This is a genomic window from Aliamphritea hakodatensis (assembly GCF_024347195.1).
Taxonomy (GTDB): domain Bacteria; phylum Pseudomonadota; class Gammaproteobacteria; order Pseudomonadales; family Balneatricaceae; genus Amphritea; species Amphritea hakodatensis.
The window spans coordinates 2,145,811-2,169,595 of the sequence record NZ_AP025281.1; the positions used below are offsets into that span (position 1 = coordinate 2,145,811).

Here is a 23,785-nt window from a genome sequence, read left to right on the forward strand (position 1 = left end):
GGTGCGGTCCCGTGTGTTAAGAGGTGAATGCTATGACCGGTTTTAACGCGGGATATCAGAGAATGTTTAAGCCCGGCAAGCTGACGCTGGGCCTGTTTATGCCTCTGGAGGCGTACAGCGGGGATATACCTGTCATGTCAGAACAGGAGTCACTTGCCGCACTGGCGGAAGACTATAATTTTTCCGCACTCTGGTTCCGGGATGTGCCATTACGAGATCCGGCCTTTGGAGATGTAGGCCAGATATTTGATGTCTGGGTGTATCTGGCATGGATGGCCGCGCACACCCGCAAAATTGCACTGGCCACGGGGTCTGTGGTTCTGCCGCTGCGGCATCCGCTGCATGTGGCCAAGGCCGCGGCATCCGTGGATAAGCTCTCCGGTGGCCGTTTGGTGCTGGGGCTGGCATCCGGGGATCGCCCCGTTGAGTTTCCCGCCTTTGGCATTGAGCGGGGTCACCGGGGTGAATTATTCCGGGCGTATTTTCAGGGGGTGAGGCAAGCTTTAACGGATGACTTTCCTCACTTTGAGGCCAGCTATGGCCGCCTGAACGGCACTGCTGACACACTGCCAAAGCCTGAATCCCGTGTGCCTATGCTGGTTACCGGGAACAGTCAGCAAAGCCCCGGCTGGATTGCTGAACAGGCTGATGGCTGGATCACGTATCCCCGTTCATCTGCCCAGCAGGAACAGCTGGTCAGGGGGTGGAACAGGTCTGTTGCGGAGCGGGGGCAGGCACCGTTTAAACCGTTTGCTCAGTCACTGTACATTGACCTCAGTGACAAGCCAGCAGAGAAGGCCAGTCCTATCCATCTGGGGTTCAGGAGCGGTCGTAATGAGTTGCTGCATTTTTTGCTGAAGCTGGAGCAGATAGGTGTCAGCCATGTGGTGATTAATCTGAAATATGGCCGGCGGCCCGCAGCAGACGTTATTCAGGAGTTGGGAGAAGAGATGTTACCTCTGTTATCAGGAGGAGACGATGACTGACCGGATTCCTCAACTGCTGGGCAGTACCGTCACGGCGCTGAGCGGTGCTCACGTTCCGGTATTTCAGGGCGAACTGCCGGGTTTTGCCGGGACTGAACTGGCAGCCGCGGTGTCGGATGCCGGCGGCCTGGGCCACATCGGTGGCTGCTATTCGCATGCTGCAGATATTGAACAGGCCATTGAACAGACCCGCCGGTTAACGGCCCGGCCATTTGGTGTTTATCTGATCCCGCAGCACAGTGATCATGCAACATTCCGGTCATGTTTAAAGGCTGTAATTAAAGGACGTCCCCAAATACTGACTCTGTGTTACGGCTACTATGGTGACGCTATCCGTAAGGCCCGGGCTGCCGGAATTGGTGTGGCGGTTCAGGTCCGCACTCAGTCTGAAGCCCGTCTGGCATTACGTGACGGTGCACAGGTGCTGATCGCTCAGGGCGAGGAGGCGGCCGGGTATATACCGGGTCAGATCGGGCTGATGGCATTGTTACCTGAGCTGATTGCGCTGGCTGGCGCAGTGCCTGTTATAGCCGCCGGTTCGGTCCATGACAGCTACAGTGTTCGCGGGTTGATGGCGATGGGCGCTGCAGGGGTATGGTGTAGTGCCGACTTTGCGGTTTGCCATGAGAGCAGTGCCGCAAAGAAAGTAAAGCAGAGGCTGCTGGCGGCTGAAACGGGATCAGAGCGTTTATGTTGTGAGCCGGTACCCGGTGCTGATCCGCAGGCAGAGCCGGGGCATAAGCCTGTCCGGCAACAGGGGTTTCTGCGGCGCTTTTTATCTTCTCCTGCTGAGGCCAGCAGCCATGATCAGCATCCGTTACGGTTTTTCTGGGGGCAGGGGCTGGGGCAGCTAAATGAGGCTCAGCCCGCTGCTCAGCTGGTGGCCGAATTAGCGAAAGGTTTTCGTTAAGGCGTGCGAGCCTGGTTAAGATGAACCCTGAATGACGCTGTTCTGTTCACCTGGCTGATTTGCGGTGCTTATCCGGATGGCCTGTCATCGGAAAAGAGGTGGATACCGGCGACCTCCGCTATTTTGTGAAGATAAGCTGACACCGATTCAGGAAAACTGAGCGTCTCTACCATCGTCAGGTTGCGCAGTTCTGCAAAGGCACAAAGATCATCAACGCTGACAGGCCGGCAGTTTTGCAGATACGCCGGAATATCAATGATGGCTGATAATTCCTTAAGCTGTTGGCTGACGCGTGGCAGAATTTTTTCGGTCAGCGTCAGCGCTTCTGGCAGGGGCATACCGAGCCGGTTGCTGATCATGTTGTTAAAATGCGCTTTTGCTTGCATCGTTGCCAGTTCCGGGAGGTTCAGCCCCGGCATACGCGGATAGCACAGCAGGGCCGTACTTGGTTTCATGTTGCTCAGCCAGTGGGTCATTGCTTCGCCTGGCTGATGATTCTTTAGTAGGGGTTGTCCGTTCAGATTATCCAGATAACGGATGATCTCTGTGCTGTCCTGCAGCAATATACCGTTGGCCGGATCTTCCAGTACCGGCACAGTCGTGCCGGTGAGCTGCTCCTGCAGGTGCTTCGGAAAATCGCCTACGGTGATATAGGTAATTTCGCAGGGAATATTTTTAATACCCAGCAGAGTGATGACCCGGACACAGAAGGGGCAGCTGTTGAATGCATACAGTTTCATGGGAGCCTCTAGTTACCGTGCCAGATGGAATAGGCCATCCGTTCGATATGACCCGGTAGGTTCTCCTGATAGCCCCGCCAGTGGGCAAACTCAGGCAACTGAATACTGTGCTTAAGTTCTTCGGCTGTTTTACCTGCCTGCATACCTTCCCAGACGGCATCGAACAGGGCTTGCACGAAGCGATAGTCTTCTTCGAACTGGTCCGGCGATGATGTCGGCGTATGGCCGCTGATAACGGTGTCGTACTCCAGTTCAGCCCGGACCTTTTTAAAGGTGTTAAGAATGCCCACATAGTTATGTGCCGGCAGCCGGTGGGTTTCGTTTACATAGCCGGGCAGGTGCCAGTCGACGCCCACTAACACTTTGTCTTCTGGCAGATGGATAACACTCATACAGCTGCCATCATTAGGCCCGTAGTAGTGCAGATCTATGGTTTTGCTGCCGGAGGTAATACGCATCTGGTCCTGATACGTGAGATCCGGCTGGACGACCTTATTTTCCAGATCTCTGCCGAGTAATTCCCTGCAGCCTTCCTGAGTAATGAATTGTGCCCCTTCATTTTTGAAGATCTGGCCGCCGCGACTGTGGTCGAAATGGTCATGGGAATAGATAACCCGGGTTACCGGCAGGTCGGTCAGCTTGCGGATTTCAGCGCGCATATCGGCGGCACGTTTTGCCCCGGAAGGATCGGTGATGACAACCCCGTCTTCGGAAATGACAATCAGGCTGTTATAGAAAAACTGGCTGTACTGGTAGATACCGTCTTTCAGTTCGGTCATGACCGGCTTAGCCGGATTAAATTCTGATTCGGCTGCATTGGCCTGACCGGTCGCCAGGCTCACGGTAAGGCCCAGTGCCGCAACAGAGGTGAGCAGTGTTTTCATGTGAATTGCCTTGTTAAAGTGATGTGATTTATTCAGTCGCGTGCTGACAGTTTCGGGCCGATAATTTCTACCCCAAACTGCTCAGCCATTTCAGTAAGTTCTGTCGTTGGCATGCCTGCTGCCTGTGCCCGGGGAATGTTAAGGATAAAGCCGTCGTGAATGCCCGGCGTAAGCACACTGATTAACTGGCCGTTGTTTTCCTTACCTTCATAAAGGAAGCAGTGGGGTGTGTTCTTCGGGATATGTACAGTGAAACCGGGACCACCTGTGATTTCTTCGTTACCGGCTCTGAAGCGAAAATTACCACTGATAACATGAAAGGTTTCAGCCTGTGCTGTATGAATGTGGAGTGGAGTTCCTTCGCCGGGTTGTACTTCCTGTACCCGCAAAGAAAGCTGGCCGGCGGTTTCTTCTCCGAGCAGGGCAACGTTATAGCGTGCCCGGGTATCTTCTGCTTGTGTGACGACGATCTGATTACTCATGGTGGACTCCGCGAATGCTTGTAAGATCAATGGATTTATCTTAATTTTGATATTAATTATTAACAATTAGCCTCAATGTATGCTCAGAATATATCTGGAGTATTGAATGGATAAGCTTAAAGATATGCAGTTGTTTGTGGCGGCTGTTGAAAAGGGCAGTTTTTCGCAGGCGGCCAAACTGGTTGGATTAACGCCGGCAATGGTCGGACGGCGGATTGCTGCACTTGAAGCTAATCTGGGTTTTATGCTGTTTAACCGGACAACCCGGCGTATGGAGCTGACCCCGGGTGGCCGCAGTTACTATGAAGGATGTCAGACAATACTGACGGATGTCTCCGAACTGGAAGCTTCGGTCACCAGTTCGCATCAGAGTAATCCGCAGGGGCTGATTCGTTTATCAGCCCCCGACGGGCTGGGCAGCCCGTTTCTGATTGAAGCGATGAAGTTGTTCCGGCACCGGTATCCGCAGGTGTGTTTTGAGCTTGATCTGAGCAGTGAGCCGCTGGATCTGATTAAGGAGCAGATTGATCTGTCGGTCCGGCTGGCATTTGAACTGGATGATTCTTCAATGGTTGCCAGCCGGCTGGGGCATACCTCTTTTGGGCTGTATGCTTCACCGGACTATATCCGCGAACGGGGAAAGCCTGTCAGCCTGGAAGGCTTGAAGCAGCATGACTGTCTGCATATGGGGCGCAGTAAATATGGTGATTACTGGAATATTCTGAGCGACGGCAAAGTGATGAATTTTCGCCAGCAATGGGCGCTGACCGTGCCGAATACCGAATGTCTGATTCAGGCGACAGCTGAAGGGATGGGAGTCGCCATGATCCCGCAACTGTTCGCCCATGAGGCCGTTTCCGCCGGAAAAATAGTGCAGCTTGAGGATATCGCAGAATTTCCGGCGCTGGGTATTTATGCCATGTACCCAACCCGAAAGCACCTGCCGTACCGGGTGAATCTGTTCCTGGATTTTCTTAAGGAATGGGCACCTCAAAAGTTAGTGGTGCTGGGGAAGTAGCCCCGGGTTTACTGGTTTTGATCCTGTCCGGGGCGGGAGCGCCTCGCTGGCTACCTGTCGCGGGCAGCGGTAAAAATATATCCACCTCATGCCGGTTTTCCGTTATACTCCGCCGCCGTTTTTTAATCGGCCCCTTCAGTGTTTTACTGCTTGACCTGACTAAAGGTTCAGGGCTGATCATGGCGGGTTTCGGTGACTCAACTGGTCAAATCAATAGAGGTGAACGATGGCGATTGGCTTTGATTTCGGAACATCCAACTGTTCTGTGGCACATGTAATTAATAAAGGCTCCGGTGCGCAGGTTGAAACCATTCCCCTGACGGATAACGGGCCGTTAATGTTGTCCGCAATGTGCGCGCCTACCCGTGAGGCAGTGCCTGAGTATCTGTTCAGTTGTCTGGATATTAAGCCCCTGAGTACCGTTGGGGAAGATATGCTGCGCCGGGCGATTGCTGAAAACCGGGCTGAAGGGCTTCAGGTAAAAGCGGATGATGTGTTTTTTGGGCAGCAGGCCCGGGATCTGTATCTGGAAGATCCGGACTTTGTGTATTACGTAAAATCTCCCAAGTCATTCCTCGGCACCCTGCAATTGCGCGAAGCACAGCTGGTGATGTTTGAAGATATCGTCTGCGCCATGATGGCCAATGTTAAACGCCGGGCAGAAGCGCATTTACAGCAGGACGTTGCTGAAACCGTGATTGGCCGGCCGGTTAACTTTAACAATCGCGGCGGTGAACAGTCGAACATTCAGGCGGAAGGCATCTTGCGGCGGGCAGCGACCCGGGCAGGGTTTAAGCATATCGAGTTTCAGTTTGAGCCAGTGGCCGCCGGGCTGGATTTTGAATCCGGCCTGACAGAAGAACAGAACGTGCTGGTGGTGGATATCGGCGGCGGTACGTCTGACTGTTCAATGATCCGTATGGGGCCGCAGTGGCTGCAGAAAAAGGACCGTTCTGAAACGCTGCTGGGCCATGCCGGCCGCTCTGTGGGCGGTAACAATCTGGATATTGCCATTGCCTTCCAGCGGTTTATGCCGGAGTTCGGTAAAGACGGTCAGACGGTGTCCGGTACAACCCTGCCGTCTATGGCGTTCTGGAATCCGGTGGCCACCAATGACGTGAACGCCCAGCGCAGCTTTTATTCCTATGAGAACCTTGATGCGCTGAAACAACTGAAGATTGAAGCCCGTCAGCCGGAGAAGATTGCCCGTCTGATTCAGGTGTATCAGAAATCGCTGGGGCATCTGGTGGTGGGAGAGGCTGAAAAGGCGAAGATTGCCCTGTCTGATGCTCAGCAGTGTACCGCCAGTATTAATCTGCTGAATGAAGTGGTTGAGGTGCCGGTATTGCTGGAGCAGATGGAACAGGCAATTACCGAGCCTATGCGGCAGGTGAATGGCCTGATAAAGGATATTCTGGCCCAGAGTGACGTGAAGCCCGATGTGGTGTACATCACCGGTGGTTCGTCCCGCTCTCCGGTGATCCGCAAGGCGGTGAAGGCCCTGTTGCCGGATACACCGATTGTCAGCGGCAATTATATGGGATCAGTTACAGAAGGGCTGGCCCGCTGGGCGGATCTTTGCTTCCGATAAGCGATACGCTGTGTAACGGTTTAAGTTTTCAGCGCTGAAAAAGCCACCGCGGCGACACGGTGGCTTTTTTTCAGTGCGGTTTTCAGCCCTGCATGCTCATTCCGGCAATCTGATGCCAGTATCCGTTACATTCCAGATCCTTCGTCAGTGGCGTATAAACCGGATTTGTCAGCTGTTCGCGGAAGGCTTCCAGCTGTTGCAGTGTGTCCGTGGATTCCGGGCTGAGCCGCATGACATCAACGCCGAGCTGTTCCATAGCGCCCACTTCATTGATCAGGTTATAGCAGTAACCGGACATGGTCTGGATGCCGTTCAGACGGAAGACTTTTTCCGCTTCCCGGGACTTCATCATTAACCCGTTGGGGTGGTTGATACAGCAGTAACGGCAGTCATCCTTGGGCCGGTTTTCCGCCCGGGCGGTGAAACAGCGGGCTGAGTAGGCCAGCGGCATGTGGCCATAGCTGAAAACTTCTGTTTCGAACCGGTCGCGGATGCCGGCTTCAGTGGCTTCCTGTAACAGCCGGCCCAGCCAGTCACCGGACAATTCCACCGGCATCACCCAACGGCGCATGCCCTGGTTTAACAGGACTTTCAGGGTGGCCAGGTTATAACAGTTGATGGCCGGGCCAACCACGAAAGGTAGCTTTTTCTGCCGGGCCAGTTCAACTGCAGACAGGTCGTTGGCCTCGATCATAATGTCATGGTTATCGACCAGCTTACGCAGGGTGTTCAACTCCGTGGGGGATTCCAGCAAGGCCATGGTTGAAAGCACCACTTTTTTGCCGCATTCGCTGACTTCCCGTGCCAGATTAATCCAGTCGTCGGCCTTTAATTCCCGACGTTTTGAGCAAACGGTTTCACCCAGATAAATGATATCGGCGCTGCTGCTGACCGCCTGTTCATAAAAGTGGCGGATATCTTCTCTGGTCCAGAAGAACAGCACCGGCCCTAATGAAAACTGCATAATCTATCTCCTATTGCCAGCTGCGGTGATACGCGCCCAGAGTGGTCTGGCTGCCTTCGGAAAGATTCGCCAGAGTTTTATGCCACTGTTCGGTGACGCTGAAGTTGTCGGGGTTTTGCTGATAGCTGTCGATGGCCTGACGCCAGGTACGGGTGATCTGCTCCACATAGGCGGGGCTGCGCTGACGGCCTTCAATCTTGAACGAGACGATGCCGGCGGCCGCCAGTTTCGGCAGTAACTCCAGCGTATTCAGGCTGGTGGGTTCTTCCAGCGCATGATAGGTATTGCCTTCCACTTCAAAGCGGCCCTTACACAGGGTGGGGTAACCGGCGGATTCGTCCGGGGCGTACACATCTATCAGTACTTCGTTGAGACGGGCCTCGGTACCCTGACCGGTTTCCTGCCAGCGTACATATTTGGCGGGGGAACAGGCCCCGGCGGTATTCGGCGATTCACCGGTCATATAAGAGGAGAGATAACAGCGGCCTTCCGCCATGATGCACAGGCTGCCGAAGGCAAATACTTCCAGCGCCACCGGGCTGTTTTTGGCCAGTTGCATAACCTGCTGAATCGACAATACCCGGGGCAGGACGACGCGGTCGACTGCAAAATTGTTGTGGTAATAGTTGATGGCTTCCAGGTTGGTGCATGAGGCCTGTACGGATAAGTGACGTTCAACATGCGGATAGGTATTGGCGGCGTATTCCAGCACACCGATATCAGAAATAATCAACGCATCGCAGCCGATATCAACCGCCTGATCCACCGCATGCTGCCAGCGTGACCAGCGGTTTGGCTGGGCAAAGGTATTGATCGCGACGTGGAGTTTTTTACCGTGCTGATGGACGTAGTCAGAGGCTTTTATCAGTTTTTTGTCGTTAAAGTTTAAACCGGCAAAATGACGGGCGTTGGTGTCATCTTTCAGGCCGATATAAACCGCATCAGCGCCATTATCAATGGCGGACTTCAGTGCGGGCAGGTTACCCGCAGGACAAAGTAATTCCATGCTGTTACCTGAGTCAGAGAATGAGTATGTGGGGGAACGGGGGCACATCTTAAGCAGGGTTTGGCGGTTGCTCCTTGATAAATGACAAGTGGCGCCGACCCTGAGACGAAAAGGGCCGGTTGATGCATATCAAGTTTGCGCCCGGGCCAGTGGGTATAATGGATTTTTTTTGCCAGAGGATTGATGATGCTTTTAACTCTGCAACAGCATCTGACTGCGGCCGGTGCCGGCTTACCTAAACCCACGTCATGGCTGCGTCCCGGGCATTTCAAACCGGCCTTAAGAGTGGTTCCTTTTACGGTCATCAAAACCGGCCTTCAGGCCACGCTGGAACGGCTGTTCGCCGAAGCGCTGGAGGACGGGGATTTTGAATGCCTGACGGATCAATGGCTGCGGATTGATATTACCGATCTTGAACTGAGCTGGCTGATTACCTACCGTGACAGCCGTTTAGTGGTGGCGGATGCCCTGCGGGAAGACGCCGCAGCAAAGGTGACGTTCCGGGCCAGCAGCGAAGACCTGTTACTGATTGCTGCCCGTTACGAAGATCCGGACAGTCTGTTTTTTCAGCGCCGTCTGATTATTGAAGGGGATACTGAACTGGGGCTGGAGATTAAGAACATCATCGACAGCGCCGACCTGGATTGCCTGCCGGGGCCTGTCAGCCGGATAGTGAACTTTGCCGCCGGGCAGATCAGTCCGCCAGCCTAGTCTGTACTCTTATTTCAGGGCCGTCACACAGGCATCTGCCGATATCTGTGTGACGGCAGTTTTATCACCGTCAGCTGATAAACCGTCTGTTGAATACCCGCCGATGGCTTAACCGCCGTGGAAGATGGAGAAAATCATCCGTTCAACGTGGGCAGGCAGGTGGTCGTAATTCTGAAAGCTTTTGTATTTATCCAGTTTTACCTGTTCCGGCAGGGTTGCCATCAGCGCCATAACTGCGGGGAAGCCTTCTGCCATTGCCTTGCTCAGTGCCGGCTCAACTGCCGCATACAGATCGTTATAAAAATCGGCTGCCAGTTGCAGCTGCTCCGGGTCCAGCTCCGCCGAATGGGTGGTGATGGCAAATTCAGGCTTGAATTCAGTCAGTGCATTCAGCAATTTACGGCTGCCCAGAAAGTTTGAATCGGCTAACCAGCGCTGGTCGGTCAACTGATTGGTTTCGTACAGGTCTGCAGTGAAAACCACTTTCTCTTCTGGCAGATGAATTGCCAGCGTGCCCACACCGTCCGCAGCGCCGTAGTGCAGTAAATCTACCTGCGTCTGGCCTACCTCTAATGTGGTTTTGTCCTGTACGTACTGGTCGACACTGGTCGGTGCCTGACCGGTTGTATCAATGCGGAATACCGGGCGGGTCGCCTGATGGGCATAAATATCCGCGTCTTTGAATACTTCAGTACCGCCAACATGATCGTAGTGTTCATGGCTGAGTACTACTTGCGTGACGGGCAGGTCTGTCAGTTTGGCGATTTCAGTCTGTAACGCTTCTGCCCGGGCCGGGTTGGCCGGGTCGGTGATGAGTACACCCTGATCACCAACCACGACCAGTGAATGGTAATAATCCAGGAAGATGGCGTAGACGTTGTCAGATATCTGAGTGACTTTCGCATTACTGGCCGCTGAGCTTAGCGGGCTGAGTAACAGGGTCAGCAGTACAACGACCGCCGTGCTGAATTTTTTCATGGGGCTTTTATGTAAGGGATTTGTTTTCATGGGACTGCCTTTCTGATTGATCCGTGAATAACTACATGCAATTGCATCTATGTCAATCTACATGCAGTTGCATCTATAATCAATCTATATGCACCTGCATCTTTTTTAATTTATAATCCGGCCATGAGTGAAAACATTGAAGAATATGTGGTCGATGCCTGGATAGCCTTGCTCAGAGCAAAGGATGCTTCGCTTGCCTACGTAGAAAAATCCCTTAAAGACAATGGCTTGCCGCCTTTCGCCTGGTATGACGTACTGTGGGAACTGGATAAGGCCGGTGATGCGGGCTTGAGGCCCTTTGAGATTGAGCAGCAAAAGTTACTGTCTCAGTACAGCCTGTCCCGTTTGCTGGGCCGGCTGGAAAAAGCAGGCTATCTGGTGAAAACCCAGTGTCAGTCGGATGGCCGGGGCCACCAGGTGACGATCACCCCGCAGGGACAGGCAATCCGGGAACAGATGTGGGCGGTGTATTCCCGGGGCATACAGGCAACAATCGGGGACCGGCTGAATGAGCAGGAGTGTCGCCAGTTAAGGCATATCCTCGGGCCGCTGATGCATGAGAAAAGCGACGCTTAACCATCCGGCAGGGGAGGTTTTCAGTGTTTGTCTTTCGCTAGGTGTTCCGGGCAGTCCAGGCGCAGTGCCTGTGGCGGCAGGGGAACCTGCATCAGGGTGCAGAAGCTCTCTTTATCTTCACCGGACGGCTGATAATACTGACAGCTGTAACACATCCGTACCGGAATATCCGATGGGTTCAGCACTTTAAAGAGGGTCAGAATGCCCTGCCAGATGATCAGGCAATCTGCTTCTGACAGCTTATCCAGTGCCAGATCGAATCTTTGCGTGAGCGGATGAAACGATTGCAGCTGTTGCTTCCCTTCAGCGGTCAGGCATACCGAAAATTTACGGGCATCAAGTGAGTCCTGTATTTTCTCGGCCAGCCCTTTGCTAATCAGCGTTTTGATTGCATCGCTGACAGTGGCCCGGGTCAGGGCAAATTCTTCAGCAATGGCTGACGGAGAACTTGGCCGGGGATGAAAACCAATAAACAGAATGATCTGCACCTGCAGTGGGGTCAGGTGATTCTTTTTAGCCTGATCCTGTAAGCCAAAGCGAAATAATGTGGCAAGCCGCTCAATACCCACGATGATCTTCGTGTGGATGTTTTGCTGCGAGCTGTCAAAGCCATTATTCATAAGGCACTCATGTTGCGGGCGTTGTACTGATTTTCGGCGGCCAGTGTGTCATAAGTTCTCCGGATGCTCAAACGGCTGCTTCCTTAAGCCCTTAATCTTCAGCGATCAGGGCCATGATCTCTGCGCCCAGCTGCAAATCAGGAATATGGCCCAGCTGTTGCCGGGTGATCTGGCCCTGCTTACTGATCAGTATGGTTGTGGGTGTTCCCTGTAAGTTATAGGTCTGCATGGTTTTCGGTATGGGTGAGTTTTCACCGGGCCGGTCAATTCCAACAGGGAACCCGATCCGGTTTTCATACAGAAAGGCTTCCAGCGTCGCCTGGGTGACCGCACTGTGGTGTTCAAACAGGGTGTGCAGGCCCAGCACGACTAAATCCTGATCATTAAACAGCGCCCGAACCCGTTTTGCCTGGGGCAACCCCAGTTCAACACAGGCCGGGCAGAGCATCTGAAAGGCACAGATCATGACAACCCGCCCCTGCAGGGACGGGAGACTGATGCCGTGCTGGCTGTTTAACCACTGCTCGACTTCTAATGGCGGGGCAGGCATTAGCGGGGTCATTTGGGGCCTCCGTAAGGATTGGGGCAGCCTTCCATTTGCAGGATGAAATGGCCGTGTTCGGCAATTTCAGCCGCGATCTGCGGGTTGGTAATTTCTGAGTGGCAGAAATTGCACAGTTGCTGATTCAGGCTGTTATGTTTTTCGCCCAGCCTGGTTAAAAATATATTAGCGTAATTCATCGCGGTTGCTTTGTTTTGCCCGCTAGGGATAAAAATATCAAAGTGGACCATTTTGCCGGTTGAAAGGGTGGCATAGGTATCATAAACATCAATTTTCATAATGGCCTCAGTCGGCTGGCGGAACACACCTGCCCGGGGCAGGTGTGTTCCGGTGTTTGTGTGGTGGTTTACTGCACGGTGCCGGGCAGACTCAGGTCACCGGATGCCACATCCCAGACGTTGGAGATACAGGCCAGTGGTGCGTGAACGTTGTCGTTGATTTTGACGACGGAGGTCACCGCATCAAATTTGAAATCAGCGGATAAACCCACTTCCTTAAGAGGGACCCGGATCAGGGCTTCGCCGTTATTCAGCGCCCAGTCGTAACCCGGGCTGTCGATATAGATAGGCAGCTCTGGCCAGGTTGCCGGCATTTTGGGTGTCGTGCCTTCCGGAATGTCCCGGATTTTCAGTGCCCCTTTGCCACAGCTGTCATCCTGCGTCAGCACCACCCAGTGGCTGTGCCATTTGTCCCCGTCATTGTTCTTGTCTCCGTCGTTGTCTTCATCGTAAAGGGGGGTATCGTCAAAATCGGGGTGGATGGTTAAGGCCAGCGCCAGGATACCCTGACCCGCTTCGAAGCCGACAGTGCTGCTATCCAGCGTGGTGGGCCATACATAGGTATAGATTTCTGATCCCCCGAGCTGGCCGACTTTTTTCGGTACTGTCTTGCCGGCGGTACCGCGGGCTTCCTGATGAAATACCAGATGTGAACCGTCGGTAATTACCCGGGCTTTCAGAATGTCGAAGTCGGCATTGATCTTGTTGTTAACGGGTGAGTCGATGTGGGTGCCGCCGCCCAGCGCCGTTGCAGAGGCCGTCAGTGCCAGTGAGCACACTGTCGCCAGTAAAGTGTTGGATCTGTGTTTTGTTTTCATCGTAAATAACCTTTTATTCCATACTGTTGAACCGTAAAAATGTCTGGCTGAGATCTGCTCAGCCGTTTTTTACGTCGTCCATGCTGGCGCCAAAGTTGATGTGTAAGACCTGACCGTCGATGACGAGGGCCGGTACCGATTTAACCCCGTAAGCTTCTGCTTCCCGGATGCGGTTTGCCTGACCTTCGCCAAAGTGCACAACTTCCAGATCCACTTTTCTTCTGTCGATGATCTCCAGAATCTGAGACTCAGCTGAAACGCATACCGGGCAGCCGGCGTGATAAAAAATGGCATTACTCATAACGTACTTCTCCGTGTCATTGATGATCAAATATAGTTAGGAGTCCTAACTATGTGTTTGGATAATAGATGACAGCGAAGATTTTGACAGTTTTATCTTTTCTATCGGGGCTGTAGTTTTTAACTATGTGTCTTTCGCGGTATCAGAATGTTCGCTCGCTGAATCGCGGGCCGGGCAGCGGGTGATCAATAAAAAAGCGGGAAAGCGCCGGGTGAAGGCGAAAGCCGGCAATGGCTATGAGTGGGCGGTGATTCGCCTGAGCAGGCTGTACGGGGAAAGGAAACCGTTGCGGAAACGCCGCTGATGGCGTTCCCGCAGAAGGGGGATCACTGGCGGACGCTTTCCAGCTCCAGACGCAGGGCAATGTCATCACCGATCATCGGGGCACCGTATTTCATGCCGAAGTCGCTGCGTTTGATGGTGCCGGTGGCGGTGAATCCTGCCACCTGCTTTTTGTTGAACGGATGCGCACCCACCTTGTTTACGGTCAGGTCCAGCGTCACCGGCTGGGTCACGCCAAGTAATGTCAGCTCACCGTTGAGCTGAGCGGTGTTGTCGTCCAGTTTGGTAACCGAGGTGCTGTTAAATGTCATCTCAGGAAATTCAAGGGTATTGAAAAAATCCGGTGAGCGCAGGTGTTCATCGCGCTTCTCATGGAAGGTATTAATGGAGGCGGTCTGCACGGTGATAGCAACCGTGGAGTTTTCAATGTTGTCTTCATCAAACATCAGGGTGCCGGCTACGTCGCCAAAGCGGCCGATCATTGTGCTCAGGCCAAGGTGGTTAACGTCAAACAGCACATTGGTGTGTGACATATCAATGTCATAGCCGACGGGGGCAGCCTGGCTGAGTGGTGCGGTGAGCATGGCTGCAGTCAGTACGGATGCTGTCATGAGGGATTTCAGGTACATATCGGGTGTCTCCGGGAAAGGTTACAGGGATAATAAACGGGTGATTCAGTACGCCATGCTGACGGGTTCAGCCAGCAGCACGGCACTGCCGATTGCCAGCGGCAGCAGGGCGGCGGCAATCAAGCTAAGGCACACAGGCTGTGTGACCGGGCTGTTATAAGATCGGATAAAGGCGATTTTTTGTTGGATACGGTCGGTAAACAGCAATGGCAGTAACAGCAGCAGGGCGATGCCGCTGGCTTTGGTGAAAAACAGCGTCTGGGCGAGAAGGGCTGTCAGTACGGTAATCACGACCAGTTGCGCAGTGGCGCCGAATGTAAAACGTTGTTTTGGCCAGTTAAGCAGCAGAAATCCGCCGATGGCAGCACTAAGAGCAAATGCGGTCTGACCCAGCAGCGCGGAGGCACCGATAATGCTCACGGCACCCAGGCCGATGCTGATAAACAACAGTTTAACCGCGCCGGTTGTTCCGTTAGTGGCAGCGGCACACTGGCGCTGAGCCATGGCTGCCGCAAATATAATGGCAGCAAAATAGCCCCAGCCTGTGGCATCAATGCTGCTGATGCGGCCACCGAACAGCCAGCCCAGTACGGTTAGCGGCATAACCACGGCCATGATCTGCAGTGCTATGTTGCGGGTACTGAGGGTATCAATCAGTAAGCCGGCAAAGCTTGCGAGCAGAATCAGATAGGGCAGTTTTTGTGAGGCTGACCGGGGCATGGCGGAAAATCCCTGAATCTGAATAATGCTGATCAGCAGGCTGGCGGCGATCGCCACCGCAGCAATTTTCTTCCCGGAAGCACTGCTGAAACCAATGGCCGCAGTGAGGGCAAGGCTGAGAATTAACGGCAGTAAAGAGCTTTGAATCAACGGGTTATTCAGCAGTGTTTCCATATTTAATCTTTTACCTGACAGGCCGGCTTAACAGTGAATGTGGCAGTTATTTCAGCGCTAAATTGTCACCAGAGTTTTTCAGTTTGGGGGTGTTTTGTCGCAAGGCTTATCAGGTTGGCTGGCTGATACAATTTGATACACTTTTTTCATTGTTGTGCGGCCCTCTGAACCGATATCCTTGGCAGCAGTGATAACCCTTCCTGTGGACCCGCCAGGCTATGCAAAATACCTCTCATATTCTTGTTGTTGATGATCATCAGGACATCCGTGATCTGGTGGCGCGTTATCTGACGGAGCATGGCTACCGGGTGACAACCGCCAAAGATGGTAAGGCGATGAAAGCGGTGCTCAGCAGCAGTGCGGTCGATCTGGTTATTCTGGATGTCATGATGCCCGGTGAGGACGGTTTAACCCTGTGCCGCCATTTACGTGAGCAGGGGCAGTTACCGGTGATTATGCTGACTGCCATGACAGAGCAGACTGACCGGGTTGTAGGGCTTGAAATGGGGGCCGACGATTATCTGACCAAGCCTTTCTTTCCCCGGGAGTTGCTGGCACGCATCAAGGCTGTCTTGCGCCGCACCGCTGCGTTACCGCCGCAAAAAGAGGCGCTGGCGTCACAGACGCTGCGTTTCGACCGCTGGCTGCTGGATGTCAGCCGCCGGGAGTTGCTGGATTCTGACGGCGTGGCGGTGCCGCTGAGTACCGCAGAGTTTAAACTCCTGTCGACCTTTCTGGCCCATCCGCATCATGTTCTGAGCCGCGAGCAGCTGCTGGACCTTACCCAGGGCCGGCAGGCGGATGTATTCGACCGCAGCATTGATAACCAGGTCAGCCGGTTACGCCGCAAGGTGGAACAGAATCCATCCAAACCGAGCCTGATAAAAACTGTCTGGGGCGGTGGCTACACCCTGACGGCAGAAGTAACGAAGTGTGAGCAGTAAGCGATGATTGAATACCTGAGAAAGAGCCTGCCGGGTCGGGTAATCGGCCTGCTGATTTTGGGCTTTGGCCTGCTTAATGCCGTGACCGTGTACGTATTCTATGAAGAGCGGGGCCGGGCGGTGCGGTTAAGCCAGATGGAAGATCTTGTGGCACGCAGTGTATCTATGGGCCGGTTACTGGATGAGACGCCGTCTGAATTACACGGCCAGATACTGGAGGCTATCTCCACCGACCGGCTGCAGTTTTCACTGAATCGCACCTCCAGAGTGAATCCGGATAACATGGCGGCCCCTGAACATCCGCTGTTCCAGCAGTTACTGGCTTCCAGCCCGGCAGATGACGGGGCTAACAGTTTATCGATCAGCCCCCGTTATTACTGGTGTTATAGCTGGATTAAAAACCTCACCGTGCCGGACTTTACCTTTGGTGAAAATGAAGGCCGCCGGCCGATTGCCATTGTGTCTATCCAGCGGGAGCCGGGTAACTGGCTTAACGGGGTGCTGATGACGCCCAGTTCTTTTCCCGGCTGGATTGCGGCAGTGCTGGTAGCGCTGGCGCTGTTTACCCTGTCGGTGGTGATGGTGGTGCTGATTGTGCGCCGGGTGACCCGTCCGCTGGCGGAACTGATTGATGCCACCGATAAGATTGGCCGGGGAGAGCTGGATGCCGCCATTCCCCTGCGGGGGCCGGAGGATGTGCGCCGGACAACCCGGGCGTTTAACCGCATGCGTGACCGGATTGAACGCTTTGTACAAAACCGCACCCAGATGCTGGCCGCCGTTTCCCATGATTTACGTACCCCTATGACATCCTTAAGGTTGCAGGCAGAGTTTGTGCCTGATCAGGCCGTGCGTGAGAAAATCATTCATACGCTGGATGAAATGCAGGAAATGACCGAAGCGACCCTGGCATTCACCCGGGAAGATGCTACCCGGGAAGAAAGCCGGCTGGTGGATTTGTCTGCGCTGATCGGTAGCCTGTGTGATGATCTGCAGGATATCGGCCTGAATATTGAGTGCAGTGTGACCGATCGCTTGCCCTATATGTGCAGGCCGGTGGGGCTGAAACGGGCGGTAAATAATCTGTTGGAAAATGCCTGTTACTACGGTGGCGAGGCAAGCATACATGTCTGGCAGGGGACAGATGAAGTCATTATCAGCATTCGGGATAACGGCCCCGGGATCCCGCAGAAAGACTGGCAAAGGGTGTTTGATCCGTTTGTCCGCCTCGAAGATTCCCGTAACCGAAATACCGGCGGTATCGGGCTGGGAATGGCCATTGCCCGCTCAATTGCCCATGCCCACGGCGGCGATATTTACCTGCAGAATCTAACCCCGCAGGGCTTTGAGGTGCAGTTACGCCTGCCAGTGCGTTAACGGTGGTTTTTCCGGCGGTTTTAATTATGTAGCATGTCTTTCTCAGTACAGAGATAAAGGGATGTAAGTATGAAACTGGCTATCATAACCGGCGGTTCCCGTGGCTTGGGGGAGGCGCTTGTTAAGCAGTTGTCTGAATCAGCGGAATGGCATGTTGCCGAACTGTCCCGCTCCGGACAGGCTGAAGGACATCATGACTGTGATCTGGCGGATACCGCTGCCGTGGCTGCACTGGCTGCAGAATTGTTACCGGCACTGGCGCAGCGGTCATGGGATGAAGTGCTGTTGATGAATAATGCCGGATATCTGCAACCGATCAGTGCAGTGCAGCGCTTAATGCCGGATCAGATTGCCAGTAGCATTACGGTGAATCAGATATCCCCCATGATTCTGATGGCAGGGTTTGTGTCTGCATTCCGTACTTTTAGCGGCCCTAAGACGCTGGTGAATCTTTCATCCGGTGCGGCGCTGAAAGGGTATGCCGGCTGGTCCCTGTACTGTGCATCCAAAGCGGCAACAGACAACTTCATTCATGCACTGGTGGATGAAGAACAGCATCAGGCTTTGCCATTCACGGCTGTTAATTATGATCCGGGGGTAATGGATACCGCCATGCAGGCGGAGATTCGTCAGGCGGATGAAGCGGATTTTCCGGCGATCCGGCGCTTTCATGATTATTATGCCGACGGTGTGTTACGGCCTGCTGCGGAGGTTGCCGCTGACCTGCTGTTTAAATACCGACAGGGCTTCAGTAACGGCATCAGGTATAGCGTGGCTGACTGAACTTTTCCGCTTTCTGACAGTAGAACTCCGGGGGCGTTACTGAACTGGAGACAGGCGGCAGTTATCACTGCCGCCTGTGTTAGCCTTAGTAATCAGAGATAATCCCGAACATCCAGGGTTTCACCGTGGTGACCGCTCAGCGCTGCAATATAGCCGCTGGCGGTGTCTGCCGCGCTGATGCCGGAGCTGCTGTCCATGCCCATCATTTCCATGGTTTCCTTCACAAAAGCCGGAGCGACTACATTCAGGCGGATGCGGGTTTCTTCCAGCGCGGCTGCCAGCACAAAGCTTTCCAGCGCGCCGTTTACCATGGCAATGCTGGCACTGCCGGGCATAGGTTCTTTGGAAAGAATCCCGGAGGTCAGGGTGACTGAGCCCCCATCGTTGACGAACTCGCTGCCCAGGCGGATCAGATTGATCTGGCCCATCAGTTTATTATCCAGCGCTAACTGATAATCGCTGTCTTGCAGCTGAGTCAGCGGAGCGAAATTCGCCAGACCGGCCGTGGAAATCACCGCATCTACTTTACCTGTGGTGGCGAACATTTCACGGATGCTGACCGGATTGCCCAGGTCTACCTGAACATCGCCGCCATTATAGCCCGCCCGGATTACCTGATGTTCTGCTGAAAGTGTGTCTGCAAGGGCTTTACCTATAGTACCTGTCGCGCCAATGATAAGAATTTTCATCTGTCTCTCCGTTGTAAATCTGAATATTGATCGGTTGATTGTTATGCTAATGCTGTGCGTTAATCAGAAAAACAGTGTGTTTGTGAAAAGATATTTCTCTAAATCAGAAAAATGGTGCTGATGTGGATCTGTTAAAGGCAATGCATACCTTCCGAACCGTGGTGGAACAGGAAAGCTTTTCGGCGGCGGCCAGAAAGCTCAGTGTGGTGACCTCAGCGGTCAGCCGGCAGGTGAATGATCTGGAAGCGCATTTTGGTTGCCGCTTATTACAGCGGACAACCCGTTCCATGACATTAACGGAAGAGGGGCGGGAGTATCTGGCCGGATTCAGTGAGATTCTCGACCGGCTGGCCTCGTTGCAGGATGATATGAGCGAGCGACAGCAGGTGGTGGCGGGCGAGCTGCGGATCACGTCGCCGATGCATTCGCTGTGTTTTGGTTTACAGCCGCTGATCAGCCGGTTTATCCGTCAGTATCCGCAGGTGAAAGTCTCCTGGCTGATCATGAACCGCTTTGTCAATTTGGTGGAAGAGGGGATTGATCTGGCCATTCGGGTGGGTGATCTGCCAGATTCCGGTCTGGTTGCCCGGCGCATCGGTGTCACGCAGGTCTATTGCGTGGCGCACCCGGATTATCTGGCCAGGCAGGGTGTGCCTGAGCACCCGAAACAACTGGCCGATCATCACTGTATTCTTGATACGTCTATCCGACAGCCGGGGCGCTGGCGTTTTCAGATTGATAACGCCACCCGCTATTTCAGCGTTCGTCCGGTGCTTGAAGTGAATGGTGGAGAGCCGGCTGCAGAGTTTGCCGCCGACGGCCTGGGGATTGCACTGTTGCCGGACTTCCTCGTACGTCAGTATCTGGATGCCGGACAGCTCGTCAGAATACTGGATGAGTATCTGATGCCCGCCTCTCCGGTGTCGGTGGTTTACCCGGCGAACAGGGTGATGAAGGCCAGCCAGCGGGCTATGATCGATTTTCTGGTGGACAATTCACTGTCTGAAGGCGAAAAACCGGAAGGCGCAAAACCAGAGTAATCCTAAAGCACCACAAACATCAGAAGCGGGGCGTAAATAGCTGTTCAGACGCCGTCATATCATTGCCAATACCCTGTTCCACAAAGGTGGGCAGTGTTTCCTTTTTGCGGTCAACAGCGCCACATTTTGCCAGCGCCTGACGCAGATCCGGCTTTTTACCCAGATATTCCCAGACGGTACGGATACAGCTGATTTGCTGAGCCCCCTCTGCTGAGAAACCGACCAGCAGACCGGGTAAGAAGCGGGGTTCGCTGTGCTCGGAGGGGTACAGAAATGTGGCGTTCAGGCTGCGGCCCTGGCCCTGTTCCCGCTCGTATATTGCGATACGGTTACAACCTTCCATGATGATGCCGGAGTATTTAAGCGTTGCCGGCAGCATAAAGAGCTTATCCATCTGCCGCTCCACGGTTTTTACCAGCCATTTGCCGTCTTCCGGATAGATCCTCGACAGGGAGCGGATGCAATGGCCCTTTGCCGGGTCCGGAATAATGTAGGCGTGATAATACCCTTCGTGTCGCTCAAAAAATCCCGCTGTGGTGTGTTCACTGGTTGTGAGATCTTCAACGATACGCTGAAAGCGGTTTTTACGCTGATCAAACCGCGGCGGCCTTAAGCGGATAATTTCACGGAAGCTGTCTTCACCGAGCATGATCTCATGCTCTTCTACGCCAAAAAAATCACAGATCTTTCTCAGGCTTGCCAGTGAGGGTTCGGAATGGCCGTTAAGGTATTTACTGAACTGCTGCCGGTTAATGCCTGCCCGGCGGCAAATGTCGGATATGGAGTGGCCGTAGCTGCACAGCAGGCGGATATTTTCAGACAGAGCAGACTGACCCATGACAGAGCATCCCGTAAATTAACTGTATTTATATTGGGTTTATGCCAGTTTATGCTCTAAGCGTTCAGTTAGCATCAGTTATTTACTGCTTAACCCATATCAAATTCGAATGATGCTTCATATCATAGATATATCTGCCGGTACTGCTTCACAACGCCGGCGCTGATTATAAATATTCAGGAAGTATTCTATGTCTGCTGATTCATCTGCAAAACCTTCGTATAACTCTGAACTGGAATGGCTTGCAGCCAATCCTGAGATTAAACATATCACTGCTGCCGTGACAGACCTCAACGGGATTCTGCGGGGTAAACGGTTGCCGGTGGCGCAGGCTGAAAAGATTCTTGGGGGCAGTATGCGTATGCCGCCTTCCAGCCTGTCCAGTGATATCTGGGGTGGCGATATCGAAGATAATCAGTATGCGGATCTGACCGGTGACGGTGACGGTATCTGCCAGTACACCGGCCGGGGGGTGTTACCGGTTAACTGGACGGCGGCTCCCCACGCGTTTATTCCGCTATGGATGACCGACGAACAGGGCGAGCCGTTCCCCGGCGATCCCCGCGGCGCGCTGGCCGCGGTGCAAAAAGCCTATGCAGATCTGGGGCTGACCCCGGTGGTGGCGACTGAGCTGGAGTTCTACCTGTACAGCCTTGAAGATGGTCAGCCAGTGGCTCCGTACTCGCCGGACGGACATCGCCAGTTTGATACCAGCGGTTTACTCTCCATTGATGAAATGGATCAGATGGAAGTGCTGTTTAACAACATTTATGCAGCCTGCGAAGCCCAGGATATTCCAGCGGATGCGGCCATTTCTGAAGGCGGCGCGGGGCAGTACGAAATTAACCTTAACCATCTGGCAGACCCGCTGAAAGTGGCAGATAACACCGTGCTGTTCAAGCGTATTATCAAAGGGGTTGCCCGCCAGCAGGGCTACGGTGCAACCTTCATGGCGAAGCCATACGGCGACCGGGCCGGTAACAGTATGCATGTGCATTTCAGCGTACTGGATGCTGAAGGCAATAATATTTTCGACGATGGCACGGAAAAGGGCAGCGAGCGCCTGTTACATGCCGTCGGCGGTTTACTGGAAGCGTTACCACAACTGACCCTGATTTTTGCACCCCATTACAATTCTTACCGCCGTTTGCGGCCCCATTCGCTGGCCCCGACCAGCGTGACCTGGGGCTATGAAAACCGTACCGCTGCTATCCGGATTCCCGGTGGCCCGGCGGTTGCCCGCCGGATCGAGCAACGGGCTGCCGGTGCGGATGCCAACCCTTATCTGGTACTGGCCGCACATCTGGGGGCCGCGCTGGAAGGCATGCAGCAAAAGCTCGACCCGGGCGCGCCGGTGGAAGGCTGGAACTACGAAGCTGAAGCGCCGCAAATCCCCACGGAGTGGGCCAATGCGATTGATTTGTTCGAACAGGGCGAAATGGCGCAGAAGATTTTTGATCCGGCTTTGCACAAACAATTTATCAGCCTGAAGCGGCATGAGCTGGTGGCCTTTAAGCAGCGGGTTTCTGAATTTGAATATGCCAGCTATCTGGAGGACGTGTGATGGCACCGGCATCAACCGGCTATCCTCACAGCTACTATGCAGCCAGTGCTGATCTGCCACCCCGGCGGGCATCACTCGAAGGCAGTCACGACGCGGATATCTGTATTGTCGGTGCCGGTTTCAGCGGGCTTGCTGCCGGGCTGTTCCTGCAGGAACTGGGCTACCGGGTCATCCTGCTGGAGGGCGAGCGGGTTGGCTGGGGTGCATCCGGCCGCAATGGTGGCCAATTGATTAACGGTTTCAACGGCGGCATTGATTTCCTGCAGGACTATTTTTTAGATTGCGGCACTTCAGTGGCAGAGCTGCATCTGGCCGGCGGGGATATTCTCAGAGAAGTGACAGAACGTCACCGGATCGACTGTGATTACCGGTCCGGACATGTCACGGTTGCCTATACCCAAAAACACATGCAGGGGCTGGCGGAAGAAGCAACGCTGTGTCAGCGGCATGACATTCCCGGTTATCAGATGCTGGATAAAGATCAGCTGCAGGAATATGTGGGCTCCGGTGTCTATGCCGGCGGTTTACTGGATGGCCGGGGCGGACACCTGCATCCGCTGAAGTTGGCACTGGGTGAAGCCCGGGCGCTGGAAGATCTTGGCGGCCAGATCTTTGAATACTCTCCGGTAACAGCGATTGAAGAACAAGGGGATCGTCAGCAGGTGATGACCGCCAGCGGACAGGTCATTGCCCGTCAGGTGATCCTTTGTGGCAATGCCTATCTTGGTGAACTTTCCAAACCGCTGGCTAAACGGGTTATGCCGGCGGCGACTCAGGTGATGGCCACCGAGCCGCTGCCGGAAGCGCTTGCAAAAGCATTGTTGCCGGCGGATATGTGCATCGCGGACTGCCGCTATATTCTGGATTATTACCGCCTGTCTGCCGACCGGCGGCTGTTATTTGGCGGCGGCACGGTATACGGCGGTGTAGCCCCGGCGGATATCATCGGCAAACTGCGGCCCAATATGCTGAAAGTGTTCCCGCAACTGGCGGATGTCAAAATTGATTACGCCTGGAGCGGTAATATCGCTATCACCAATAACCGCCATGCCCAGTTGGGTAAGTTGCGGGACAATCTGTATTTTGCCCACGGCTATTGCGGCCACGGTGTAAATGTTACCCATCTGTTCGGCAAGCTGCTGGCAGACGCGATTGGTGGAGACACAGAACTGTTTGATATTTTTTCCCGTGTGCCATGGTCGGGTTTTCCCGGCGGTCAGCGCTTACGGGTACCCTATTCAGTAGCCGGTTCCTGGTGGTATGGCCTGCGGGACAGAATCGGGATTTAGC

Annotated in this window: 27 protein-coding genes; 12 read left to right on the plus strand and 15 right to left on the minus strand. The window is 54.0% G+C overall.

Going from position 1 to position 23,785, the window contains the following annotated elements; all coding sequences use genetic code 11:
- Window positions 1-32: 32 nt before the first annotated feature.
- Both PCI15_RS09805 and PCI15_RS09810 read left to right on the plus strand, forming a co-directional pair.
- Window positions 33-986: an LLM class oxidoreductase gene (locus PCI15_RS09805; protein WP_271274148.1), complete on the plus strand. Its 954-nt coding sequence runs from the start codon at window positions 33-35 to the stop codon at window positions 984-986.
- Window positions 979-1,896, plus strand: a complete 918-nt coding sequence (locus PCI15_RS09810) for a nitronate monooxygenase (RefSeq protein ID WP_271274149.1) — start codon at window positions 979-981, stop codon at window positions 1,894-1,896. Before PCI15_RS09805 ends, PCI15_RS09810 begins: the two co-directional genes overlap by 8 nt.
- A gap of 68 nt (window positions 1,897-1,964) precedes the next feature.
- On the opposite strand, the gene grxB is transcribed toward PCI15_RS09810, so the two are convergent.
- Genes grxB through PCI15_RS09825 form a run of 3 tightly spaced genes read right to left on the minus strand, consistent with a single transcriptional unit; the run spans window position 1,965 to window position 4,002 of the window.
- On the minus strand, window positions 1,965-2,636 hold the full coding sequence (gene grxB, locus PCI15_RS09815; protein WP_271274150.1) for a glutaredoxin 2: 672 nt from the start codon (window positions 2,634-2,636) through the stop codon (window positions 1,965-1,967).
- Between the two features lie 8 nt (window positions 2,637-2,644).
- Window positions 2,645-3,520, minus strand: coding sequence for an MBL fold metallo-hydrolase (locus PCI15_RS09820; RefSeq protein WP_271274151.1), 876 nt, complete (start codon window positions 3,518-3,520; stop codon window positions 2,645-2,647).
- A gap of 32 nt (window positions 3,521-3,552) precedes the next feature.
- Window positions 3,553-4,002, minus strand: a complete 450-nt coding sequence (locus PCI15_RS09825) for a cupin domain-containing protein (protein WP_271274152.1) — start codon at window positions 4,000-4,002, stop codon at window positions 3,553-3,555.
- 106 nt (window positions 4,003-4,108) lie between these two features.
- Here PCI15_RS09825 and PCI15_RS09830 point away from each other — a divergent pair, with 106 nt between their 5' ends.
- Window positions 4,109-5,020, plus strand: a complete 912-nt coding sequence (locus PCI15_RS09830) for a LysR family transcriptional regulator (RefSeq protein ID WP_271274153.1) — start codon at window positions 4,109-4,111, stop codon at window positions 5,018-5,020.
- 226 nt (window positions 5,021-5,246) lie between these two features.
- Window positions 5,247-6,611 carry a molecular chaperone gene (gene yegD, locus PCI15_RS09835; RefSeq protein ID WP_271274154.1) on the plus strand — a complete coding sequence of 455 codons (1,365 nt, stop codon included), beginning with the start codon at window positions 5,247-5,249 and terminating at the stop codon, window positions 6,609-6,611.
- 82 nt (window positions 6,612-6,693) lie between these two features.
- On the opposite strand, the gene PCI15_RS09840 is transcribed toward yegD, so the two are convergent.
- Together PCI15_RS09840 and ubiU are read right to left on the minus strand one after the other, a co-directional pair.
- On the minus strand, window positions 6,694-7,575 hold the full coding sequence (locus PCI15_RS09840; protein WP_271274155.1) for a U32 family peptidase: 882 nt from the start codon (window positions 7,573-7,575) through the stop codon (window positions 6,694-6,696).
- A 10-nt stretch (window positions 7,576-7,585) separates the two neighbouring features.
- Window positions 7,586-8,581 (minus strand): ubiquinone anaerobic biosynthesis protein UbiU, encoded by a 996-nt coding sequence (gene ubiU / locus PCI15_RS09845; RefSeq protein ID WP_271274156.1) that lies wholly within the window; start codon window positions 8,579-8,581, stop codon window positions 7,586-7,588.
- 183 nt (window positions 8,582-8,764) lie between these two features.
- Here ubiU and ubiT point away from each other — a divergent pair, with 183 nt between their 5' ends.
- Window positions 8,765-9,292 (plus strand): ubiquinone anaerobic biosynthesis accessory factor UbiT, encoded by a 528-nt coding sequence (gene ubiT / locus PCI15_RS09850; protein ID WP_271274157.1) that lies wholly within the window; start codon window positions 8,765-8,767, stop codon window positions 9,290-9,292.
- A gap of 108 nt (window positions 9,293-9,400) precedes the next feature.
- Here the strand turns inward: ubiT and PCI15_RS09855 are convergent, their stop codons facing one another.
- A complete protein-coding gene (locus PCI15_RS09855; RefSeq protein ID WP_271274158.1) occupies window positions 9,401-10,300 on the minus strand; it encodes an MBL fold metallo-hydrolase in 900 nt (299 codons plus the stop codon).
- 123 nt (window positions 10,301-10,423) lie between these two features.
- Between PCI15_RS09855 and PCI15_RS09860 the strand changes: the two genes are divergently transcribed.
- Entirely contained in the window at window positions 10,424-10,876 is a 453-nt protein-coding gene (locus PCI15_RS09860; RefSeq protein WP_271274159.1) for a MarR family winged helix-turn-helix transcriptional regulator, read from the plus strand.
- 20 nt (window positions 10,877-10,896) lie between these two features.
- Here the strand turns inward: PCI15_RS09860 and PCI15_RS09865 are convergent, their stop codons facing one another.
- The 7 genes from PCI15_RS09865 to PCI15_RS09895 form a co-directional block, all read right to left on the minus strand.
- Window positions 10,897-11,496: a MarR family winged helix-turn-helix transcriptional regulator gene (locus tag PCI15_RS09865; protein ID WP_271274160.1), complete on the minus strand. Its 600-nt coding sequence runs from the start codon at window positions 11,494-11,496 to the stop codon at window positions 10,897-10,899.
- Window positions 11,497-11,587: 91 nt separating this feature from the next.
- Window positions 11,588-12,058, minus strand: coding sequence for a peroxiredoxin family protein (locus tag PCI15_RS09870; protein ID WP_271274161.1), 471 nt, complete (start codon window positions 12,056-12,058; stop codon window positions 11,588-11,590).
- Entirely contained in the window at window positions 12,055-12,336 is a 282-nt protein-coding gene (locus tag PCI15_RS09875; RefSeq protein WP_271274162.1) for a DUF2024 family protein, read from the minus strand. Before PCI15_RS09875 ends, PCI15_RS09870 begins: the two co-directional genes overlap by 4 nt.
- 68 nt (window positions 12,337-12,404) lie before the next feature.
- Window positions 12,405-13,154, minus strand: a complete 750-nt coding sequence (locus tag PCI15_RS09880) for a hypothetical protein (protein WP_271274163.1) — start codon at window positions 13,152-13,154, stop codon at window positions 12,405-12,407.
- Window positions 13,155-13,212: 58 nt separating this feature from the next.
- Window positions 13,213-13,455 (minus strand): thioredoxin family protein, encoded by a 243-nt coding sequence (locus tag PCI15_RS09885; protein ID WP_271274164.1) that lies wholly within the window; start codon window positions 13,453-13,455, stop codon window positions 13,213-13,215.
- Between the two features lie 326 nt (window positions 13,456-13,781).
- Window positions 13,782-14,366, minus strand: coding sequence for a YceI family protein (locus tag PCI15_RS09890; protein WP_271274165.1), 585 nt, complete (start codon window positions 14,364-14,366; stop codon window positions 13,782-13,784).
- A 45-nt stretch (window positions 14,367-14,411) separates the two neighbouring features.
- Complete coding sequence (locus PCI15_RS09895) at window positions 14,412-15,260, minus strand: hypothetical protein (RefSeq protein ID WP_271274166.1); 849 nt, start codon at window positions 15,258-15,260, stop codon at window positions 14,412-14,414.
- 218 nt (window positions 15,261-15,478) lie between these two features.
- Between PCI15_RS09895 and PCI15_RS09900 the strand changes: the two genes are divergently transcribed.
- The 3 genes from PCI15_RS09900 (at window position 15,479) to PCI15_RS09910 (ending at window position 18,364) form a co-directional block, all read left to right on the plus strand.
- A complete protein-coding gene (locus PCI15_RS09900) occupies window positions 15,479-16,204 on the plus strand; it encodes a response regulator (RefSeq protein ID WP_271274167.1) in 726 nt (241 codons plus the stop codon).
- Between the two features lie 3 nt (window positions 16,205-16,207).
- Window positions 16,208-17,581, plus strand: coding sequence for an ATP-binding protein (locus PCI15_RS09905; RefSeq protein WP_271274168.1), 1,374 nt, complete (start codon window positions 16,208-16,210; stop codon window positions 17,579-17,581).
- Between the two features lie 69 nt (window positions 17,582-17,650).
- Window positions 17,651-18,364 (plus strand): SDR family NAD(P)-dependent oxidoreductase, encoded by a 714-nt coding sequence (locus PCI15_RS09910; RefSeq protein ID WP_271274169.1) that lies wholly within the window; start codon window positions 17,651-17,653, stop codon window positions 18,362-18,364.
- A 92-nt stretch (window positions 18,365-18,456) separates the two neighbouring features.
- Here PCI15_RS09910 and PCI15_RS09915 read toward each other — a convergent pair whose 3' ends face one another.
- Window positions 18,457-19,053, minus strand: a complete 597-nt coding sequence (locus tag PCI15_RS09915; protein ID WP_271274170.1) for a short chain dehydrogenase — start codon at window positions 19,051-19,053, stop codon at window positions 18,457-18,459.
- A 122-nt stretch (window positions 19,054-19,175) separates the two neighbouring features.
- On the opposite strand from PCI15_RS09915, the gene PCI15_RS09920 reads away from it, so the two are divergent.
- Window positions 19,176-20,093, plus strand: a complete 918-nt coding sequence (locus tag PCI15_RS09920) for a LysR family transcriptional regulator (protein WP_271274171.1) — start codon at window positions 19,176-19,178, stop codon at window positions 20,091-20,093.
- A gap of 19 nt (window positions 20,094-20,112) precedes the next feature.
- Here the strand turns inward: PCI15_RS09920 and PCI15_RS09925 are convergent, their stop codons facing one another.
- The gene (locus PCI15_RS09925) at window positions 20,113-20,931 is read right to left on the minus strand and encodes a helix-turn-helix domain-containing protein (protein WP_271274172.1); all 819 of its coding nucleotides are present in this window, start codon (window positions 20,929-20,931) and stop codon (window positions 20,113-20,115) included.
- A 190-nt stretch (window positions 20,932-21,121) separates the two neighbouring features.
- On the opposite strand from PCI15_RS09925, the gene PCI15_RS09930 reads away from it, so the two are divergent.
- Window positions 21,122-22,495, plus strand: a complete 1,374-nt coding sequence (locus PCI15_RS09930) for a glutamine synthetase family protein (RefSeq protein WP_271274173.1) — start codon at window positions 21,122-21,124, stop codon at window positions 22,493-22,495.
- Window positions 22,495-23,784, plus strand: a complete 1,290-nt coding sequence (locus tag PCI15_RS09935) for an NAD(P)/FAD-dependent oxidoreductase (protein ID WP_271274174.1) — start codon at window positions 22,495-22,497, stop codon at window positions 23,782-23,784. Before PCI15_RS09930 ends, PCI15_RS09935 begins: the two co-directional genes overlap by 1 nt.
- Window position 23,785: the final 1 nt, after the last annotated feature.

Bases quoted from the DNA above. Each gene is read 5' to 3' on its own strand.
- PCI15_RS09805 (WP_271274148.1), top strand. From the start codon at position 33: ATGACCGGTTTTAACGCGGGATATCAGAGAATGTTTAAGCCCGGCAAG.
- PCI15_RS09810 (WP_271274149.1), top strand. From the start codon at position 979: ATGACTGACCGGATTCCTCAACTGCTGGGCAGTACCGTCACGGCGCTG.
- grxB (WP_271274150.1), bottom strand. From the start codon at position 2,636: ATGAAACTGTATGCATTCAACAGCTGCCCCTTCTGTGTCCGGGTCATC.
- PCI15_RS09820 (WP_271274151.1), bottom strand. From the start codon at position 3,520: ATGAAAACACTGCTCACCTCTGTTGCGGCACTGGGCCTTACCGTGAGC.
- PCI15_RS09825 (WP_271274152.1), bottom strand. From the start codon at position 4,002: ATGAGTAATCAGATCGTCGTCACACAAGCAGAAGATACCCGGGCACGC.
- PCI15_RS09830 (WP_271274153.1), top strand. From the start codon at position 4,109: ATGGATAAGCTTAAAGATATGCAGTTGTTTGTGGCGGCTGTTGAAAAG.
- yegD (WP_271274154.1), top strand. From the start codon at position 5,247: ATGGCGATTGGCTTTGATTTCGGAACATCCAACTGTTCTGTGGCACAT.
- PCI15_RS09840 (WP_271274155.1), bottom strand. From the start codon at position 7,575: ATGCAGTTTTCATTAGGGCCGGTGCTGTTCTTCTGGACCAGAGAAGAT.
- ubiU (WP_271274156.1), bottom strand. From the start codon at position 8,581: ATGGAATTACTTTGTCCTGCGGGTAACCTGCCCGCACTGAAGTCCGCC.
- ubiT (WP_271274157.1), top strand. From the start codon at position 8,765: ATGATGCTTTTAACTCTGCAACAGCATCTGACTGCGGCCGGTGCCGGC.
- PCI15_RS09855 (WP_271274158.1), bottom strand. From the start codon at position 10,300: ATGAAAACAAATCCCTTACATAAAAGCCCCATGAAAAAATTCAGCACG.
- PCI15_RS09860 (WP_271274159.1), top strand. From the start codon at position 10,424: ATGAGTGAAAACATTGAAGAATATGTGGTCGATGCCTGGATAGCCTTG.
- PCI15_RS09865 (WP_271274160.1), bottom strand. From the start codon at position 11,496: ATGAATAATGGCTTTGACAGCTCGCAGCAAAACATCCACACGAAGATC.
- PCI15_RS09870 (WP_271274161.1), bottom strand. From the start codon at position 12,058: ATGACCCCGCTAATGCCTGCCCCGCCATTAGAAGTCGAGCAGTGGTTA.
- PCI15_RS09875 (WP_271274162.1), bottom strand. From the start codon at position 12,336: ATGAAAATTGATGTTTATGATACCTATGCCACCCTTTCAACCGGCAAA.
- PCI15_RS09880 (WP_271274163.1), bottom strand. From the start codon at position 13,154: ATGAAAACAAAACACAGATCCAACACTTTACTGGCGACAGTGTGCTCA.
- PCI15_RS09885 (WP_271274164.1), bottom strand. From the start codon at position 13,455: ATGAGTAATGCCATTTTTTATCACGCCGGCTGCCCGGTATGCGTTTCA.
- PCI15_RS09890 (WP_271274165.1), bottom strand. From the start codon at position 14,366: ATGTACCTGAAATCCCTCATGACAGCATCCGTACTGACTGCAGCCATG.
- PCI15_RS09895 (WP_271274166.1), bottom strand. From the start codon at position 15,260: ATGGAAACACTGCTGAATAACCCGTTGATTCAAAGCTCTTTACTGCCG.
- PCI15_RS09900 (WP_271274167.1), top strand. From the start codon at position 15,479: ATGCAAAATACCTCTCATATTCTTGTTGTTGATGATCATCAGGACATC.
- PCI15_RS09905 (WP_271274168.1), top strand. From the start codon at position 16,208: ATGATTGAATACCTGAGAAAGAGCCTGCCGGGTCGGGTAATCGGCCTG.
- PCI15_RS09910 (WP_271274169.1), top strand. From the start codon at position 17,651: ATGAAACTGGCTATCATAACCGGCGGTTCCCGTGGCTTGGGGGAGGCG.
- PCI15_RS09915 (WP_271274170.1), bottom strand. From the start codon at position 19,053: ATGAAAATTCTTATCATTGGCGCGACAGGTACTATAGGTAAAGCCCTT.
- PCI15_RS09925 (WP_271274172.1), bottom strand. From the start codon at position 20,931: ATGGGTCAGTCTGCTCTGTCTGAAAATATCCGCCTGCTGTGCAGCTAC.
- PCI15_RS09930 (WP_271274173.1), top strand. From the start codon at position 21,122: ATGTCTGCTGATTCATCTGCAAAACCTTCGTATAACTCTGAACTGGAA.
- PCI15_RS09935 (WP_271274174.1), top strand. From the start codon at position 22,495: ATGGCACCGGCATCAACCGGCTATCCTCACAGCTACTATGCAGCCAGT.